This is a genomic window from Pseudomonas sp. 15C, from assembly GCF_055484735.1.
This window is the reverse complement of record NZ_JBUDGD010000041.1, coordinates 1-16,755: the sequence shown is the minus strand read 5'-3', so window position 1 is coordinate 16,755 and position 16,755 is coordinate 1. Positions and strand designations below refer to the sequence as shown.

The following is a 16,755-nucleotide window of genomic DNA, read 5'->3' as shown; positions in this document are numbered from 1 at the left end:
TAGTGGGAAAAGCGGCAAAAGTTCCGTGATAAAACAAACTTATATATCTGAAACAAATGAGGAACTTAACCCGCAGCCCCGAGTTCTTAAGGCCAGTAGTTATTTTCCATAAGGAGAAACACCCCATGCGTAAGACTTTAGCTATTGCCTTGATGTTGACCGCTTCCCTCGGTCTCGCTGCCTGCGATAAAAAATCCGAGGACAAAGCTCAAGATGCCAACCAGCACGCTGAGCAAGCTCAGCAGGACATGAACAAAGCTCAGGATAAAGTGAACGACGCTGCGAAAGAAAACGCCGAAGCTGCCAAAGCTCAGGCTGAATCGAACGCTGCCGCACAAGACGAAGCTGCCAAGAAGCAATAAAGCGCTTTTGACGCAGTAAAAGAAAACCCGCCAAGTGCGGGTTTTCTTTTGTCCGGGATTCGGGGCAATGGCCGCTTACAACAGAACCGTTCTAAAAGTCGGACTAATCATCAGCAACAACGAAGACACTAAGCCGACCAGCCAGACCAGACTGCGCAACTTCGGCAGATCCGCCAGGTAGAACCACAAGTACAGAACCCGCGCGATCACGAAGATGATCGCCAATGCATTGATCAACCATCCCGCCGTTTGCGTGGTATGCGCCATCAGTACGCCGGCCGCGAACAGGATGAACGCTTCGATACTGTTCTGATGCGCCGCCAATGCGCGTGCGCCGTAACCGGTCAATTGCGCCTGTTGCTGGCGCGGCAGGTGATTGTCATACCCGCCCTGCTCTTTCATCGCCTTGCCCACGGGCAAACGCGCGATATAAATCAGCAATGCGCTGATAAACACACACCAGAACGGAATACTCATCAAGCGGCCTCTTTATTGGTGTCAGGCACAGGTGCCTCGGTAGGGGTATAGACCATGACGTCGAGTACGTCGGAATGAAATTCGCGGCGATACAACACCACCACCACACCCGCGCTCATCAACATGAACAGCCACGGGCTGACGAACCAGGCCAGCATGCTCATGCCGAAGTAATACGAGCGCAAACCGAAGTTGAACTGGTTGGCCGCCATCGAAATCACCCGTGCCGCACGCGAGGCGAAGGCTTTGCGCTCCTGCTCGGAAACATGCCGCTCACCGACCATCGGCGCCGAACCGACCAGAATCGCCGCAAAGTTGTACTGGCGCATGCACCAACTGAAGGTGAAAAAGGCATAGACGAACACCAGCGCCAGGCACAGCAACTTGATTTCCGACATGCCCTGCGACGCCTGCTGGACCATGGGAATGTCCGCCAACAGCGACACAGCCCGGTCAGACGCACCGAGCACCGTGAGAATACCGGCGAGGATGATCAACGTGCTGGAGGCGAAGAACGAGGCGTTGCGTTCCAGGTTGCCAATCACGCTGGCGTCGGCAATACGGTTGTCACGCAGCAGCATGCGGCGCATCCAGTCTTCGCGATACAGGTGCAACACGCTGGCCAGACATGCCGTGTCGCGGGCCTTCCAGGTGGCATAACGGGTGTAACCGCCCCAGCAGATGACAAACCAGAGCGCGGCGAGCAGATGGATCAGATTGGCTTGGATGAACGACATGCAAATCCCTGTGAATATAGATGCTGTACCTGTAGGAGTGAGCCTGCTCGCGATAGCGGTATGTCAGGCAACTTTAACGGTGACTGACATACCGCTATCGCGAGCAGGCTCACTCCTGCATAAAAGCGACGCAACCCTTCGACGTTAGCTCAGCCAAAAAGACACTGCCTCCTGCGCATAAAAAATGCCCCGTATCGATTGATACGGGGCATTTCCGTTTAATCCTGCGGGATCCGCTTGTGGCGGATCAGAACAGGTCAGGCAACCGCTTCGCTGCGCTTGCCCAGCAGGCGATCGCACACCACAGCAACCACCAGCGTCATCACGCACGGCACCAGCCAGGCCAGCCCCTGCTCGCTCAGCGGCAGGTGGCTGAGCTGGGTTGGCAGCCAGTCAGCCAGACCGGCGCCTTTCAGCGCGTCGATGCTGCCGAAGACGAACGACACCAACATCACCGGGCCAAGAATGCGGCCATGCTCATGCCAGAAGTCTTTGCAGAAGCTCAGCGCCACCAGCACGATGCACGGCGGGTAGATCGCGGTCAGTACCGGGATCGAGAAGGCGATCAGTTTGGTCAGGCCCAGGTTGGACACCAGCAGCGAGAACGCCGCGAGGATGATCACCAGCGTCTTGTACGACAGCGGCAACACGCGGCTGAAGTATTCGGCACAGGCGCAGGTCAGGCCGACCGCAGTCACCAGACACGCCAGCGAAATCAGCACGGCGAGGAAACCGCTGCCCAGCGAGCCAAAAGTGTGTTGCACATAAGCGTGCAAGACCGCCGCGCCGTTGGTCGCACCGACCGCTACTTCATGGCTGCCGGAACCAAGACGGAACAGGCTGACATACACCAGCGCCAGACCGACACCGGCAATCAGCCCGGCGATGATCGCGTAACGGGTGATCAGCTTGGGCGACTCGACGCCACGAGAACGGATCGCGTTGACGATGACGATGCCGAACACCAGTGCACCAAGGGTATCCATGGTCAGATAACCATTGATGAAACCCTGGGAGAACGGCGCGGCAACATACTCGGGCGTGCCGTGGCCGATATCACCGGCCGGCAAGGCGAACGCGGCGATACCGAGTACCGCGAGCGCAATGATCTTCAGCGGCGCGAGGAAACGGCCAACGGTGTCCAGCAAACGCCCCGGGTACAGGGAAATGAAGAACACCAGCAGGAAGTACACCGAGCTGTACAGGAACAGCGCCAACGGGCTTTCGCCGGTCAGTGGCGCCAGACCCACTTCGAACGACACCGTAGCGGTACGCGGCGTGGCGAATAGTGGGCCGACGGCCAGATAGCACGCCGCCGCAAGAATGCCACCGGCGATCTTGCCGATCGGGCTGCTCAACGCATCCATCGCACCACCGACCTTGGCCAGCGCAACAACAGTAATCACCGGCAGACCGACTGCGGTGATCAGAAAGCCCAGTGCAGCCATCCAGACGTGAGGTCCGGCCTGCAAGCCGACGATCGGCGGGAAGATGATGTTACCGGCCCCTACGAACAGGGCAAACGTCATAAAACCAAGTGCCAGGATGTCCTGACCTTTCAAAACTTTCATTAAGGTAATACCACACTACTGAAATCGGAATTTAGAGGGGGATTGCCCTGTGGGATTAGGGAAATGCTGTCGATCCGTATGGGACTGACCTGTAAAGCTGCGTGGCTGCCTTGTGGGCGACGCACTGCAAAATGGCCGCCAGCCTAACGAATCCGGCACGAAAACGCACTGTTAGAGGGCGAACTATCCGATACGCGACGTTTCCGTGTCGCATTTACATAATAAAAGCAGCGGCAAGCTACAAGTTTTCAGCTGCGAGACGAGCGCTTGCCGTTGAAAACTTGCAGCTTGCCGCTGCTCTTGAACGACAAAGGCCACCCGAAGGTGGCCTTTGTTGCTGGAGCTAAAAAGTCAGCCGAAGCTTACTTCTTCACTTCCCAGCCAGTCAGCTCGGCCAGGGCCTTGCCGATGTCTGCCAGCGAACGCACGGTTTTCACGCCTGCGTCTTGCAGAGCAGCGAATTTCTCGTCTGCAGTGCCTTTGCCGCCAGAGATGATTGCGCCAGCATGGCCCATGCGCTTGCCCGGAGGAGCAGTCACACCTGCGATGTAGGAAACAACCGGCTTGGTCACGTTAGCCTTGATGTAGGCAGCCGCTTCTTCTTCAGCCGAACCGCCGATTTCACCGATCATCACGATCGCTTCGGTCTGCGGGTCTTCCTGGAACAGCTTCAGGATGTCGATGAAGTTCGAACCCGGGATCGGGTCACCACCGATGCCGACGCAAGTCGACTGACCGAAACCGGCGTCAGTGGTCTGCTTCACAGCTTCGTAGGTCAGGGTGCCGGAACGCGAAACGATACCGACCTTGCCTGGCAAGTGAATGTGACCTGGCATGATGCCGATCTTGCATTCGCCTGGGGTGATCACGCCTGGGCAGTTAGGGCCGATCAGGACTACACCCAGCTCGTCGCACTTAACTTTGGCATCCAGCATGTCCAGGGTAGGAATGCCTTCGGTGATGCACACGATCAGCTTGATGCCGCCGAATGCCGCTTCCAGGATCGAGTCCTTGCAGAAAGGAGCCGGTACGTAGATCACGCTGGCGGTGGCGCCAGTGGCTTCTACGGCTTCTTTCACAGTGTTGAACACTGGCAGGTTCAGGTGAGTGGTACCACCCTTGCCCGGAGTCACGCCGCCAACCATTTTAGTGCCGTAGGCAATGGCTTGTTCGGAGTGGAAAGTACCCTGCGCGCCGGTGAAACCCTGGCAGATGACTTTGGTGTCTTTATTGATCAGGACGCTCATTACTTGCCCTCCGCAGCTTTAACGACTTGTTGAGCAGCGTCGGTCAGGCTGGTAGCAGCGATGATGTTCAAACCGCTTTCTGCCAGTACTTTAGCGCCCAGTTCAGCGTTGTTGCCTTCAAGACGAACAACAACCGGGATTTTCACGCCGACTTCTTTCACAGCGCCGATGATGCCTTCGGCAATCATGTCGCAGCGAACGATGCCGCCGAAGATGTTGACCAGTACTGCAGCGACATTGCTGTCGGACAGGATGATCTTGAATGCTTCGGTCACGCGTTCTTTGGTAGCACCACCGCCTACGTCGAGGAAGTTGGCTGGCTTGCCGCCGTGCAGGTTGACGATGTCCATGGTACCCATGGCCAGACCGGCACCGTTGACCATGCAGCCGATGTTGCCTTCCAGTGCTACGTAGTTCAGTTCGAACTTGGCAGCGTGCGCTTCGCGCGGATCGTCCTGCGACGGATCGTGGAAAGCCTTCAGCTTAGGCTGACGGTACATGGCGTTGGCGTCGATGTTGATCTTCGCGTCCAGGCAGTGCAGATCGCCGTCAGCCTTGATCACCAGCGGGTTCACTTCCAGCAGAGCCAGATCGTGGTCTTTGAACAGCTTGGCCAGACCAACGAAGATCTTGGCGAACTGAGTGACCTGCTTGCCTTCCAGACCCAGCTGGAATGCCAGCTCGCGACCCTGGGATGGCTGAGCGCCAACCAGTGGATCGATAGTGGCCTTGAGAATTTTTTCTGGCGTGTCGTGAGCGATTTTCTCGATGTCCACGCCACCTTCGGTGGAAGCCATGAACACGATGCGACGGCTCGAACGGTCAACGACAGCGCCCAGGTACAGCTCTTTAGCGATATCAGTGCACGATTCAACCAGGATCTTGGTGACTGGCTGGCCGTTGGCGTCAGTCTGGTAAGTCACCAGACGCTTGCCCAGCCACTGCTGTGCGAAGGCTTTGGCGTCTTCTTTGCTGCGAACCAGCTTTACGCCGCCCGCTTTACCGCGACCACCGGCGTGGACCTGGGCTTTGACAACCCACTCGCTGCCGCCGATTTTGTCGCAAGCTTCTGCTGCTGCTTCCGGGGTGTCTACTGCATAACCAGTGGAAACTGGCAGGCCGTATTCAGCGAACAGCTGCTTACCCTGATACTCGTGAAGATTCATGCTTTTTACCGTCTTCGTTAGGTACTGCGCATTCGGCGCTGCGCTCGTTTGAGTGCCGCGCCACCTGTGACTGCTGCTTGCGTAGCTGCGCTACGCAAGACTGCGTCCGGCGGACATTCCGCGGTGAGTCTTGCTCGCAAGGCTCACGACGGGCCGCTACCGCCGTGGTTTCTTATTATTCAGTTAACGCTTCTTGCGGTTGGCAACGTGGATGGCACCGCCATTCACTGCCAGAGCAGCTTCGTGCAAGGCTTCTGACAGGGTCGGATGGGAGAAGACCATCATGCCCAGGTCTTCAGCGCTGGTGCCGAATTCCATACCGATCGCGCCCTGCTGAACCAGTTCTGCAGCGCTCGGGCCAATCACGTGCACGCCCAATACGCGGTCGGTCTTGGCATCGGCGATGACCTTGACGAAACCACCGGTATCGTTCGCGGCCATGGCACGGCCGGAAGCTGCGAACGGGAAGGTACCGACGTTGACTTCAACGCCTTCGGCCTTCAGCGCCTGCTCGGTTTTGCCAACCCACGCGATTTCCGGGTGAGTATAAATAACCGAAGGGATCAAATCATAGTTCATCTGAGCCTTGTGGCCCTTGATGCGCTCGACGACCATGATGCCTTCTTCGGACGCCTTGTGCGCCAGCATCATGCCGCGAACCACGTCACCGATGGCGAATACGCCCGGTACGGCGGTCACGCAGTGCTCGTCGACGGCGATGAAACCGCGCTCGTCGAGGGCTACGCCGCTGTCGGCTGCGAGCAGATCAGTGGTCACTGGACGGCGACCAACGGCTACGATCAGCTTGTCGAACGTAATGGTCTGCTCGCCGTTGGCGTCGGTGTAGTTCACCACGACTTCTTCGCCGTTGACTTTCGAACCGGTCACGCGAGCGCCCAGCTTGATGTCCAGACCCTGTTTGGTCAGGGTTTTCAGCGCTTCCTTGGAAACCGCGGTGTCCGCTGCCATCAGGAAGGTATCCAGCGCTTCGAGCACAGTCACTTCTGCACCCAGACGCGACCATACCGAACCCAGCTCGAGACCGATCACGCCAGCGCCGATTACGCCCAGACGTTTAGGTACGGACTGGAATTCCAGAGCACCGGTCGAATCGACGATGACTTTCTGGTCAACCGGAGCCGGTGGAATGTCGATCGGACGCGAACCTGGCGCGAGGATGACGTTTTCCGCTTCGATGACTTCAACCGAGCCGTCCGGCTTGGTGACTTCGACTTTCTTGCCAGCCAGCAGCTTGCCGTGGCCCTGGATCGAGGTAACGCCGTTGGCCTTGAACAGGGTGGCAACACCGCCGGTCAGGTTCTTGACGATGCCAGCCTTGCGGCCAACCATCGCAGCGACGTCCATTTTGACTTCGCCAGTCGAGATGCCGTGAACGTTGAAGCTTTCTTTCGCTTCCTTGTACTTCCAGGAGCTGTCGAGCAGTGCCTTGGACGGAATGCAACCCACGTTCAGGCAGGTGCCGCCCAGGGCTTGCTTGCCTTCAGCGTCGGTGTACTTCTCGATGCAGGCAGTGCTCAGGCCCAGTTGCGCGGCCTTGATGGCGGCTACGTAGCCACCAGGGCCAGCACCGATCACTACTACGTCAAATTTCTGCGACATTCAAAAAATCCTCTTTAGCAATAAAGCTACAAGCCGCAAGCTTCAAGCTGCAAGCCCACCGGCTCGTCTTGAGCTTGAGGCTTGTAGCTGAAAGCTTGCAGCTGTTTCTTAGATATCCAGCAACAGACGAGCCGGATCTTCCAGCAGGTTCTTGATGGTCACCAGGAAGGTCACAGCTTCTTTGCCATCGATCAGACGGTGATCGTAGGACAGTGCCAGGTACATCATCGGACGGATCACGACCTGACCGTTGATGGCCATAGGACGCTGGATGATGTTGTGCATGCCCAGAATCGCTGCCTGCGGCGGGTTGACGATCGGCGTCGACATCATCGAACCGAAGGTACCACCGTTGGTGATGGTGAAGGTACCACCGGTCATCTCGTCCATCGACAGTTTGCCGTCACGGGCTTTCTTGCCGAACGTGGCGATGCCGCCTTCGATTTCCGCCAGGCTCATCAGCTCGGCGTTACGCAGAACCGGAACAACCAGGCCACGGTCGCTGGAAACGGCAACGCCGATGTCCGCGTAGCCGTGGTAAACGATGTCGCCGCCGTCGATCGAAGCGTTGACAGCCGGGAAGCGCTTCAGCGCCTCGGTAGCTGCTTTGACGAAGAACGACATGAAGCCCAGTCGCACGCCGTTGTGGGACTTCTCGAACAGGTCCTTGTACTTCGAACGCAGGGCCATGACTTCGGTCATGTCGACTTCGTTGAAGGTGGTCAGCATGGCCATGTTCGATTGCGCTTCGACCAGACGCTTGGCCACGGTGGCGCGAACGCGGGTCATCGGAACGCGCTTCTCGACGCGGTCGCCAGCGGCGAACACTGGCGCAGCGGCCGAAGGAGCAGCAGCCTTGGCAGGCGCGGCAGCCGGAGCGGCTTTCTTCGCGGCAACAGCGGCAACCACGTCTTCCTTGGTCACACGACCGCCCTTGCCGGTGCCGGCAACGGAAGCGATGTTGATGCCGTTCTCTTCAGCCAGCTTGCGTGCAGCGGGAGCCGCGATCGGGTCGTCTTCGCCATCGGCAGCAGCCGGTGCGGCAGCGGCAGTAGCGGCCGGAGCAGCGGCGGCTGGAGCAGCGGCAGCAGCGCTGCCCTCTTCGATCGAGCCCAGGACCTGGTTCGACAGAACGGTAGCGCCCTCTTCGGCAACGATTGCGCCCAGCACGCCGTCGGCTTCGGCCAATACTTCGAGCACGACCTTGTCGGTCTCGATGTCGACGATCAGGTCGTCACGCTTGACGGCCTCGCCTGGTTTCTTGTGCCAGGTGGCAACGGTGCCATCGGCAACCGATTCCGGGAATGACGGGGCTTTGATTTCGATAGCCATTATCTGTGGGTCCTTAAAATTCGGTTTCAGTCAGCGCGAAGGCGTTAAACGGTAAACGCGTCTTGCAGCAGTTTTTCCTGCTGCTCGGCGTGCATCGATGCGTAACCACAAGCAGGTGCAGCCGAAGCCTCACGGCCCGCGTACTCAAGTACGAGAGTCCTGTCGAGGTTTGCGATGCTGCGACGCAAGTGATGCTGGCTGCAGTACCAGGCACCCTGATTCATCGGCTCTTCCTGGCACCACACGGCATGCTTGACGTTGGTGTACGGAGCCAGGACTTCCTTCAAGTCGTCCTCAGGGAACGGATACAGCTGCTCGATACGCACGATGGCGATATCTTCGCGGCCTTCGGCACGGCGTTTTTCCAGCAGGTCGTAGTAGACCTTGCCGCTGCACAGAACCACGCGCTCGACCTTTTTCGGGTCCAGTGCGTCGATTTCCGGGATCACGGTCTGGAACGAACCTTCGGCCAGATCTTCCAGCGTCGAGATGGCCAGCTTGTGGCGCAGCAGCGACTTCGGCGTCAGCACGACCAGCGGCTTGCGCAGCGGGCGGATCACCTGGCGGCGCAGCAAGTGGTAGATCTGTGCCGGCGTGGTCGGCATGCACACCTGAATGTTGTGCTCGGCGCACAGCTGCAGGTAACGCTCAAGACGTGCCGAGCTGTGCTCAGGGCCCTGACCTTCATAACCGTGTGGCAGCAACATGGTCAGACCGCAGAGACGGCCCCACTTGTGCTCACCGCTGGTGATGAACTGGTCGATCACGACCTGCGCACCGTTGGCGAAGTCGCCGAACTGTGCTTCCCAGATCACCAGCGCGTTTGGCGTGGTGGTCGAGTAGCCATATTCGAAGGCCAGTACCGCTTCTTCCGAGAGGAACGAGTCGTACAGGTCGAAGCGTGGCTGACCGTCGTACAGGTTCTGCAGCGGAATGTAGGTGCCCGCGTCTTTCTGGTTGTGCAGCACAGCGTGACGGTGCGAGAACGTACCGCGGCCGATGTCCTGACCGGTCATGCGAATCGGGTGACCTTCGAACGCCAGGGTCGCGTACGCCATGGTTTCGGCGTAACCCCAGTTGATCGGCAGGCCGCCGGCTTGCATCTTCTGACGGTCTTCGTAGATCTTCGCGACCTGACGCTGGACCACGAAGCCTTCCGGGATTTCCAGCAGCTTGGCGGACAGCTCTTGCAGGGTTTTCAGATCGAAACGCGTGTCATGACGCGCAGTCCAGGCGTGGCCCAGATACGGACGCCAGTCGACGAACAGCTCTTTGTTCGGCTCTTTGACCAGCGATTTCACCACGTGCAGACCGTTGTCAAGCGCGTTGCGGTATTCGTCGACCTTGGCCTGAACACGTTCAGCGTCGAGGACACCGGCCTGGGTCAGACGATCGGCGTACAGCTCACGGGTGGTGCGCTGCTTGGTGATCTGCTGATACATCAGTGGCTGGGTGCCGCTTGGCTCGTCGGCCTCGTTGTGGCCGCGACGACGGTAGCAGACCAGATCGATCACCACGTCACGCTTGAACTGCATGCGGTAGTCGATGGCGAGCTGGGTTACGAACAGCACGGCTTCCGGATCATCGCCATTTACATGGAGGATCGGCGCCTGGATCATCTTGGCAACGTCGGTGGCGTACTCGGTGGAGCGCGAGTCCAGCGGGTTGCTGATGGTGAAACCCACCTGGTTGTTGATTACGATGTGCACGGTACCGCCGGTCTTGAAACCGCGGGTCTGCGACATCTGGAAGGTTTCCATGACCACGCCCTGACCGGCGAATGCCGCGTCACCGTGGATGGAGATCGGCAGCACTTTCTCGCCGGTCGCGTCGTTACGACGGTCCTGACGGGCACGCACCGAACCTTCGACCACCGGAGAAACGATCTCCAGGTGGGACGGGTTGAACGCCATGGCCAGGTGAACTTCACCGCCGGCGGTCATCACGTTGGACGAGAAACCCTGGTGGTATTTCACGTCACCGGAACCCAGCTCGACCTTCTTCTTGCCTTCGAACTCGTCGAACAGCTCGCGCGGGTTCTTGCCGAAGGTGTTGACCAGCACGTTCAGACGGCCACGGTGGGCCATGCCGATGACGACTTCCTTGGTGCCGTACGAGCCGGAACGCTGGATCAGTTCGTCGAGCATCGGAATCAGGCTTTCGCCGCCTTCCAGACCGAAACGCTTGGTGCCCGGGTATTTGGTACCGAGGTATTTTTCCAGGCCTTCACCGGCGGTCACGCGCTCAAGCAGGTGGCTCTTGATGTCGGCGGAGTACGTCGGACGACCACGCACGCTTTCCAGACGCTGCTGGAACCACTGGCGCTGCTCGGAATCGGTGATGTGCGTGAATTCAGCGCCGATGGTGCGGCAATATGTCTGCTGCAACGCTTCGTGAATTTCGCGTAGGCTCGCTTCCTCTTTGCCGATGAACAGGTCGCCGGCACGGAAGGTCGTATCAAGATCGGCATTGGTCAAGCCGTAATGATTGATCGACAGGTCTGCAGGTGCAGGACGCTGCCACAGTCCCAGCGGGTCAAGCTGGGCTGCCTGGTGGCCACGCATACGGTAGGCCTGGATCAATCGCAACACTTCAACTTGCTTCTTCTCGTGCTCACTGCTCACGCTGCCGGCGGAAACCGGTTGGGCGCGGCGCTGGTTCTTTGCCAGCAGCACGAAATGATCGCGAATCGTGGAGTGCGAAACATCAGTGGCAGAGTTGCCGTCGGCTGGCAACTTCTGAAAGTAGGTGCGCCACTCTTCTGGCACAGCGTTAGGGTCGTGCAGGTAGAGCTCATAAAGCTCTTCCACATAGGCAGCGTTTCCACCTGAAAGGTAGGCGCTGTTCCACATGCGCTGCATCACGCTTTCTTGCATGCTTGGTCACCCTCGGTTAGGGGAACACCATCGGCGTCGACACCGAGCAAACTTGCAGAAGTCCGAATGCAGCGACTAAAACAAGCCACTTAGGATCACACTGATAGTCCGGGTACCAGCCCGGATGCCCCTGCTTGTCTCATTTCTTCAAAATAAGAGCGGCAGCTTGTGGCTACTGCTCTGGTTATAGCCATGACGCGGGTTGAAGCCCGCGCCACAGCCTCTACGGTGCAACGTTACAGCAGCTGAATCACACGCCGCTCGAGAGCAACATGTTACGGATGTGACCGATGGCCTTAGTCGGGTTCAGGCCTTTCGGACATACGTTGACGCAGTTCATGATGCCCCGGCAGCGGAAAACGCTGAACGGGTCATCGAGCGAAGCCAGACGCTCGCTGGTCTTGGTGTCACGGCTGTCAGCCAGGAAGCGGTAGGCTTGCAGCAGTGCAGCAGGACCGAGGAACTTGTCAGGGTTCCACCAGAACGATGGGCAAGAAGTCGAGCAGCAGGCGCACAGGATGCACTCGTACAGACCGTCGAGCTTTTCACGTTCTTCCGGCGACTGCAGACGTTCGATGGCCGGAGCCGGCGTGTCGTTCTGCAGGTAAGGCTTCACCTTCTCGTATTGCTTGTAGAAGATGCTCATATCGACGACCAGGTCACGGATAACCGGCAGACCTGGCAATGGACGAACGATCAACTTGTTACCTTTTACAACGGCGGACAGCGGCGTGATGCACGCCAGGCCGTTCTTGCCGTTGATGTTCATGCCGTCGGAGCCGCAGACGCCTTCACGGCAAGAGCGACGATAGGAGAAACCCTCGTCCTGCTCTTTGATCAGGGCCAGCACGTCGAGCACCATCAGGTCTTTACCACCGGTATCGACCTGGAAGTCCTGCATGAACGGCGCAGCGTCCTGATCAGGGTTGTAGCGATAAACACTGACTTGCAACATGGCGGTCACCCCTTAATAAGTCCGGACTTTAGGTTCGAAAGTCGGAACAGTCTTCGGCGAGAAGTTGACGGCACGCTTGGTGACGCGCTTGTCACCCGGGAAGTACAGGGTGTGGCACAGCCAGTTTTCGTCGTCACGGTCTTCAAAGTCTTCACGGGCGTGCGCGCCGCGGGACTCTTTACGTACTTCGGCCGCGATGGCGGTAGCTTCAGCCACTTCCAGCAGGTTTTGCAGCTCCAGCGCTTCGATTCGTGCAGTGTTGAACGCCTGCGACTTGTCGTTGATCTTCACGTTGGCGATGCGGGCACGCAGGTCAGCAAGCTGAGCGATGCCTTTCTGCATGTACTCGCCGGTACGGAATACGCCGAAGTAGTTCTGCATGCAGCTTTGCAGCTCGCGACGCAGGGTCGCAACGTCTTCACCGTCGGTACGGTTGTTCAGCGCGTTCAGGCGCGACAGGGCAGCTTCGATGTCGGACTCGGTAGCGTCGTCGTATTCGATGCCGTCGGTCAGGGCCTTTTCCAGGTGCAGGCCGGCAGCGCGACCGAATACCACCAGGTCGAGCAGCGAGTTGCCGCCCAGACGGTTGGCACCGTGAACCGATACGCAAGCCACTTCACCGACCGCGAACAGGCCAGGAATGATCTGGTCCTGACCTTCGGCGTTCTGGGTGATCGCCTGGCCATGAATGTTGGTGGCAACGCCGCCCATCATGTAGTGGCAGGTCGGAACAACCGGAACCGGCGCAACCACCGGGTCAACGTGTGCAAACGTCTTCGACAGTTCGCAGATGCCTGGCAGACGGCTGTGCAGCACTTCCTCGCCCAGGTGGTCGAGTTTGAGCATTACGTGGTCGCCATTCGGACCGCAGCCGTTGCCGGCGATGATTTCCTTAACCATCGAACGGGCAACCACGTCACGACCGGCAAGGTCTTTGGCGTTCGGAGCATAACGCTCCATGAAACGCTCGCCGTGCTTGTTGATCAGGTATCCACCTTCACCACGGCAACCTTCGGTCACCAGTACACCGGCGCCGGCGATGCCGGTCGGGTGGAACTGCCACATTTCGATGTCCTGCACCGGCACGCCGGCACGCAGGGCCATGCCAACGCCGTCACCGGTGTTGATCAGGGCATTGGTGGTGGAGGCGTAGATACGGCCTGCACCGCCAGTGGCCAATACGGTGGCCTTGGCGCGGATGTACGAAGTTTCGCCGGTTTCGATGCAGATCGCGATCACACCCACGAACTCGCCTTCCTGGTTTTTCACCAGATCGACAGCGTAGTACTCATTGAGGAACGTGGTGCCAGCTTTCAGGTTGCCCTGATAAAGGGTGTGCAGCAGCGCGTGACCGGTACGGTCGGAAGCGGCGCAAGTACGTGCAGCCTGACCGCCCTTGCCGTAGTCCTTGGACTGACCGCCGAACGGACGCTGGTAGATACGGCCTTGTTCGGTACGCGAGAACGGCAGACCCATGTGGTCCAGCTCGAACACCGCAGCCGGGCCTTCCTGACACATGTATTCGATCGCGTCCTGGTCACCGATGTAGTCGGAACCCTTGACGGTATCGTACATGTGCCAGCGCCAGTCATCGTTCGGGTCAGCGGACGCGATGGCGCAAGTGATGCCGCCCTGGGCGGAAACAGTGTGCGAACGGGTCGGGAAAACCTTGGTGATCACCGCAGTCTTGTGCCCGCCCTGTGCCAGCTGCAGCGCAGCGCGCATGCCGGCACCGCCACCACCAATAATGATGGCGTCGAAAGAAATCGTTGGAATGTTAGCCATGACTCAGATACCCCAGAGAATCTGCACACCCCAGACGAAGTAAGCGAACATCGCAACGCCGCAAACTGCCTGGAAAAGGAAACGTATTGCCGTTGCGGACTTGCCGAACGCCATCGGCGTCAGGTAGTCGGTCGCGATGGTCCACATGCCGACCCAGGCGTGAGCGCCCAGAGCAACAAGGGCCAGCAGGCTGAAAATACGCATTCCGTTGTGGGCGAACAGTTCATGCCACTGGGCATACTCGAGGCCAGGGTTGGCGACGATGTATCCGATCAGAAAGATGAAGTAAGCCGCGAGAACGACCGCAGACACACGTTGCGCCATCCAGTCATAGAGGCCCGAACGCGACAGGTTAGTGACGTTAGTTACCATATCCAGACTCCTGCCAGAACGATTACCACCACGGAAACGGCGATAACGATTTTCGAGCCCAGTTTGCCGCCTTCCAGCGTCTCACCGATGCCCATGTCCATGATCAAGTGGCGCACACCGGCTACCAGGTGATACAGCAGAGCGGACAGGATGCCCCAAATCACTAGCTTGGCTAGCGGACTGGTCAGACACGCTTTCACCTGACCGAAGCCTTCCTCGGAGCTCAGCGACTTGTCCAATGCATAAAGCATGATGGCAAGGCACACGAAGAGGATGACACCGGAGATACGGTGAAGAATGGACGTGTAAGCAGTGACTGGGAGTTTGATGGTCCTTAGGTCTAGGTTTACAGGTCGTTGGCTTTTCACGGCTTTTTTTTCACACTGAAGAGCCCCTAACAATCAGGGCAAAGTTGTTGGGGAGTGCACTGGTCAGGTAACCACCACCCAGGGATGCGACCCCCAATGAAAGCAAGCCCAAAAGCCCTTGGCGGTCGGTGGCCGAGTATAGACAGTTAGGCTACTAATGACAACGCGTTCACCTACCCCCAATAGCGGATTGCACAAGTCGCATAAAAGGCGTAAATGGCAGTCAATTTCGAGGAAAAAGTGCGCTTAAAGCCTTCTGGAGCAAGACTTTAGGCAAATTGACATTCGAATTTATCTCACTATAGTGGTGCGGGCCCTGCGTGGGGGGTCTGTCTGATGGTTCAAGCATAAATAGGAGGCCACATGGCTGACAAAAAAGCGCAGTTGATCATCGAGGGCGCAGCCCCCGTCGAGCTGCCCATTTTAACCGGCACCGTTGGTCCCGATGTAATCGATGTTCGGAGCCTGACGGCCACGGGCCGCTTCACGTTCGACCCGGGTTTCATGTCGACCGCCTCGTGCGAGTCGAAAATCACCTATATCGACGGCGACAACGGCATTCTGCTGCACCGCGGCTACCCGATCGAACAGCTGGCTGAAAAGTCGGACTACCTGGAAACCTGCTACCTGCTGCTCAACGGCGAATTGCCGACGGCAGAACAGAAGGCCCAGTTCGTCAGCACCGTGAAAAACCACACCATGGTTCACGAGCAGCTGAAAACCTTCTTCAACGGTTTCCGTCGCGACGCCCACCCGATGGCCGTCATGTGCGGTGTAGTCGGCGCCCTCTCGGCCTTCTACCACGACTCCCTGGACATCAATAACCCGCAGCATCGCGAAATCTCCGCGATCCGTCTGGTTGCCAAGATGCCGACCCTGGCAGCGATGGTTTACAAGTACTCCATGGGCCAACCCATGATGTACCCGCGCAACGACCTGACGTACGCGGAAAACTTCCTGCACATGATGTTCAACACTCCGTGCGAGATCAAACCGATCAGCCCGGTGCTCGCCAAGGCCATGGACCGGATCTTTATCCTCCACGCCGACCACGAGCAGAACGCGTCGACCTCTACCGTGCGTCTGGCCGGTTCTTCGGGTGCCAACCCGTTCGCCTGTATCGCCGCCGGTATCGCCGCACTGTGGGGCCCTGCCCACGGCGGTGCGAACGAAGCCGTACTGACCATGCTCGATGAAATCGGCGATGTCTCGAACATCGACAAATTCATCGCCAAGGCCAAGGACAAGAACGATCCGTTCAAGCTGATGGGCTTCGGTCACCGCGTCTACAAGAACCGCGACCCTCGCGCGACTGTAATGAAGCAGACCTGCGACGAAGTATTGAAGGAACTGGGCATCAACAACGATCCGCAACTCGAACTGGCCATGCGCCTGGAAGAGATCGCCCTGACCGACCCGTACTTCATCGAACGCTCGCTGTACCCGAACGTCGACTTCTACTCGGGGATCATCCTCAAGGCGATCGGCATTCCAACCAGCATGTTCACCGTGATCTTCGCCCTGGCACGTACTGTTGGCTGGATTTCGCACTGGAAGGAAATGCTCTCGAGCCCGTACAAGATTGGCCGTCCGCGCCAGCTGTACACGGGTTACGAGTCGCGTGACATCATCAAGCTGGAAGACCGTAAGTAAGGGCTTCTTGTTTTGATGATTTAGTGGTGTGTCAGGAACGGCCTCTTATATAGAGGCCGTTTTTGTTTGGGGGTTTTGGGGGGGAGTGGGGGCATATCCGTTGCTGCGGTAACGGCTTCTTACGGTTTCGCTCTTACAGCGAGTCCCTTTTTCAGACGCCAAAAAGGAACCAAAAGGCTTTGCCCCGGCGTTCGGCCCCTCGCTGGGGCTCGGGGTTCCTTCGTTACGGAATCG

14 protein-coding genes are annotated in these 16,755 nt (G+C 58.3%); 2 read left to right on the top strand and 12 right to left on the bottom strand.

Annotated elements, in window-relative coordinates:
- Window positions 1-125: 125 nt before the first annotated feature.
- Window positions 126-362, top strand: coding sequence for a hypothetical protein (locus ACYYKW_RS19160; protein ID WP_008082962.1), 237 nt, complete (start codon window positions 126-128; stop codon window positions 360-362).
- Window positions 363-437: 75 nt separating this feature from the next.
- Here the strand turns inward: ACYYKW_RS19160 and ACYYKW_RS19155 are convergent, their stop codons facing one another.
- The 12 genes from ACYYKW_RS19155 to sdhC all read right to left on the bottom strand — a co-directional run bounded on the left by ACYYKW_RS19155 (window position 438) and on the right by sdhC (window position 14,868).
- The gene (locus ACYYKW_RS19155; RefSeq protein ID WP_464990845.1) at window positions 438-839 is read right to left on the bottom strand and encodes an MAPEG family protein; all 402 of its coding nucleotides are present in this window, start codon (window positions 837-839) and stop codon (window positions 438-440) included.
- Window positions 839-1,576 carry a DUF599 domain-containing protein gene (locus ACYYKW_RS19150; protein ID WP_093103341.1) on the bottom strand — a complete coding sequence of 246 codons (738 nt, stop codon included), beginning with the start codon at window positions 1,574-1,576 and terminating at the stop codon, window positions 839-841. The genes ACYYKW_RS19155 and ACYYKW_RS19150 overlap by 1 nt, the downstream gene beginning before the upstream one ends.
- A gap of 257 nt (window positions 1,577-1,833) precedes the next feature.
- The gene (gene brnQ, locus ACYYKW_RS19145; RefSeq protein WP_090282419.1) at window positions 1,834-3,147 is read right to left on the bottom strand and encodes a branched-chain amino acid transport system II carrier protein; all 1,314 of its coding nucleotides are present in this window, start codon (window positions 3,145-3,147) and stop codon (window positions 1,834-1,836) included.
- Window positions 3,148-3,509: 362 nt separating this feature from the next.
- The gene (gene sucD / locus ACYYKW_RS19140) at window positions 3,510-4,394 is read right to left on the bottom strand and encodes a succinate--CoA ligase subunit alpha (RefSeq protein ID WP_090282418.1); all 885 of its coding nucleotides are present in this window, start codon (window positions 4,392-4,394) and stop codon (window positions 3,510-3,512) included.
- The gene (gene sucC, locus ACYYKW_RS19135; RefSeq protein ID WP_090282417.1) at window positions 4,394-5,560 is read right to left on the bottom strand and encodes an ADP-forming succinate--CoA ligase subunit beta; all 1,167 of its coding nucleotides are present in this window, start codon (window positions 5,558-5,560) and stop codon (window positions 4,394-4,396) included. The genes sucD and sucC overlap by 1 nt, the downstream gene beginning before the upstream one ends.
- A gap of 183 nt (window positions 5,561-5,743) precedes the next feature.
- The gene (gene lpdA, locus ACYYKW_RS19130; RefSeq protein ID WP_090282416.1) at window positions 5,744-7,180 is read right to left on the bottom strand and encodes a dihydrolipoyl dehydrogenase; all 1,437 of its coding nucleotides are present in this window, start codon (window positions 7,178-7,180) and stop codon (window positions 5,744-5,746) included.
- 108 nt (window positions 7,181-7,288) lie between these two features.
- Entirely contained in the window at window positions 7,289-8,512 is a 1,224-nt protein-coding gene (odhB, locus tag ACYYKW_RS19125; protein WP_464990844.1) for a 2-oxoglutarate dehydrogenase complex dihydrolipoyllysine-residue succinyltransferase, read from the bottom strand.
- A 44-nt stretch (window positions 8,513-8,556) separates the two neighbouring features.
- Window positions 8,557-11,388, bottom strand: a complete 2,832-nt coding sequence (locus ACYYKW_RS19120; RefSeq protein ID WP_206414946.1) for a 2-oxoglutarate dehydrogenase E1 component — start codon at window positions 11,386-11,388, stop codon at window positions 8,557-8,559.
- A gap of 250 nt (window positions 11,389-11,638) precedes the next feature.
- Window positions 11,639-12,343 carry a succinate dehydrogenase iron-sulfur subunit gene (locus ACYYKW_RS19115; RefSeq protein ID WP_016773675.1) on the bottom strand — a complete coding sequence of 235 codons (705 nt, stop codon included), beginning with the start codon at window positions 12,341-12,343 and terminating at the stop codon, window positions 11,639-11,641.
- A gap of 12 nt (window positions 12,344-12,355) precedes the next feature.
- A complete protein-coding gene (gene sdhA, locus ACYYKW_RS19110) occupies window positions 12,356-14,128 on the bottom strand; it encodes a succinate dehydrogenase flavoprotein subunit (RefSeq protein WP_042607585.1) in 1,773 nt (590 codons plus the stop codon).
- Between the two features lie 3 nt (window positions 14,129-14,131).
- On the bottom strand, window positions 14,132-14,500 hold the full coding sequence (gene sdhD, locus ACYYKW_RS19105; protein ID WP_008049683.1) for a succinate dehydrogenase, hydrophobic membrane anchor protein: 369 nt from the start codon (window positions 14,498-14,500) through the stop codon (window positions 14,132-14,134).
- Window positions 14,494-14,868 carry a succinate dehydrogenase, cytochrome b556 subunit gene (gene sdhC / locus ACYYKW_RS19100; RefSeq protein ID WP_016773673.1) on the bottom strand — a complete coding sequence of 125 codons (375 nt, stop codon included), beginning with the start codon at window positions 14,866-14,868 and terminating at the stop codon, window positions 14,494-14,496. The genes sdhD and sdhC overlap by 7 nt, the downstream gene beginning before the upstream one ends.
- Window positions 14,869-15,231: 363 nt before the next feature.
- Between sdhC and gltA the strand changes: the two genes are divergently transcribed.
- The gene (gltA, locus tag ACYYKW_RS19095) at window positions 15,232-16,521 is read left to right on the top strand and encodes a citrate synthase (RefSeq protein WP_093103347.1); all 1,290 of its coding nucleotides are present in this window, start codon (window positions 15,232-15,234) and stop codon (window positions 16,519-16,521) included.
- Window positions 16,522-16,755 lie beyond the last annotated feature (234 nt).

Bases quoted from the DNA above. Each gene is read 5' to 3' on its own strand.
- sucD (WP_090282418.1), bottom strand. From the start codon at position 4,394: ATGAGCGTCCTGATCAATAAAGACACCAAAGTCATCTGCCAGGGTTTC.
- odhB (WP_464990844.1), bottom strand. From the start codon at position 8,512: ATGGCTATCGAAATCAAAGCCCCGTCATTCCCGGAATCGGTTGCCGAT.
- ACYYKW_RS19150 (WP_093103341.1), bottom strand. From the start codon at position 1,576: ATGTCGTTCATCCAAGCCAATCTGATCCATCTGCTCGCCGCGCTCTGG.
- ACYYKW_RS19120 (WP_206414946.1), bottom strand. From the start codon at position 11,388: ATGCAAGAAAGCGTGATGCAGCGCATGTGGAACAGCGCCTACCTTTCA.
- gltA (WP_093103347.1), top strand. From the start codon at position 15,232: ATGGCTGACAAAAAAGCGCAGTTGATCATCGAGGGCGCAGCCCCCGTC.
- sucC (WP_090282417.1), bottom strand. From the start codon at position 5,560: ATGAATCTTCACGAGTATCAGGGTAAGCAGCTGTTCGCTGAATACGGC.
- ACYYKW_RS19115 (WP_016773675.1), bottom strand. From the start codon at position 12,343: ATGTTGCAAGTCAGTGTTTATCGCTACAACCCTGATCAGGACGCTGCG.
- brnQ (WP_090282419.1), bottom strand. From the start codon at position 3,147: ATGAAAGTTTTGAAAGGTCAGGACATCCTGGCACTTGGTTTTATGACG.
- lpdA (WP_090282416.1), bottom strand. From the start codon at position 7,180: ATGTCGCAGAAATTTGACGTAGTAGTGATCGGTGCTGGCCCTGGTGGC.
- sdhA (WP_042607585.1), bottom strand. From the start codon at position 14,128: ATGGCTAACATTCCAACGATTTCTTTCGACGCCATCATTATTGGTGGT.
- sdhD (WP_008049683.1), bottom strand. From the start codon at position 14,500: ATGGTAACTAACGTCACTAACCTGTCGCGTTCGGGCCTCTATGACTGG.
- ACYYKW_RS19160 (WP_008082962.1), top strand. From the start codon at position 126: ATGCGTAAGACTTTAGCTATTGCCTTGATGTTGACCGCTTCCCTCGGT.
- ACYYKW_RS19155 (WP_464990845.1), bottom strand. From the start codon at position 839: ATGAGTATTCCGTTCTGGTGTGTGTTTATCAGCGCATTGCTGATTTAT.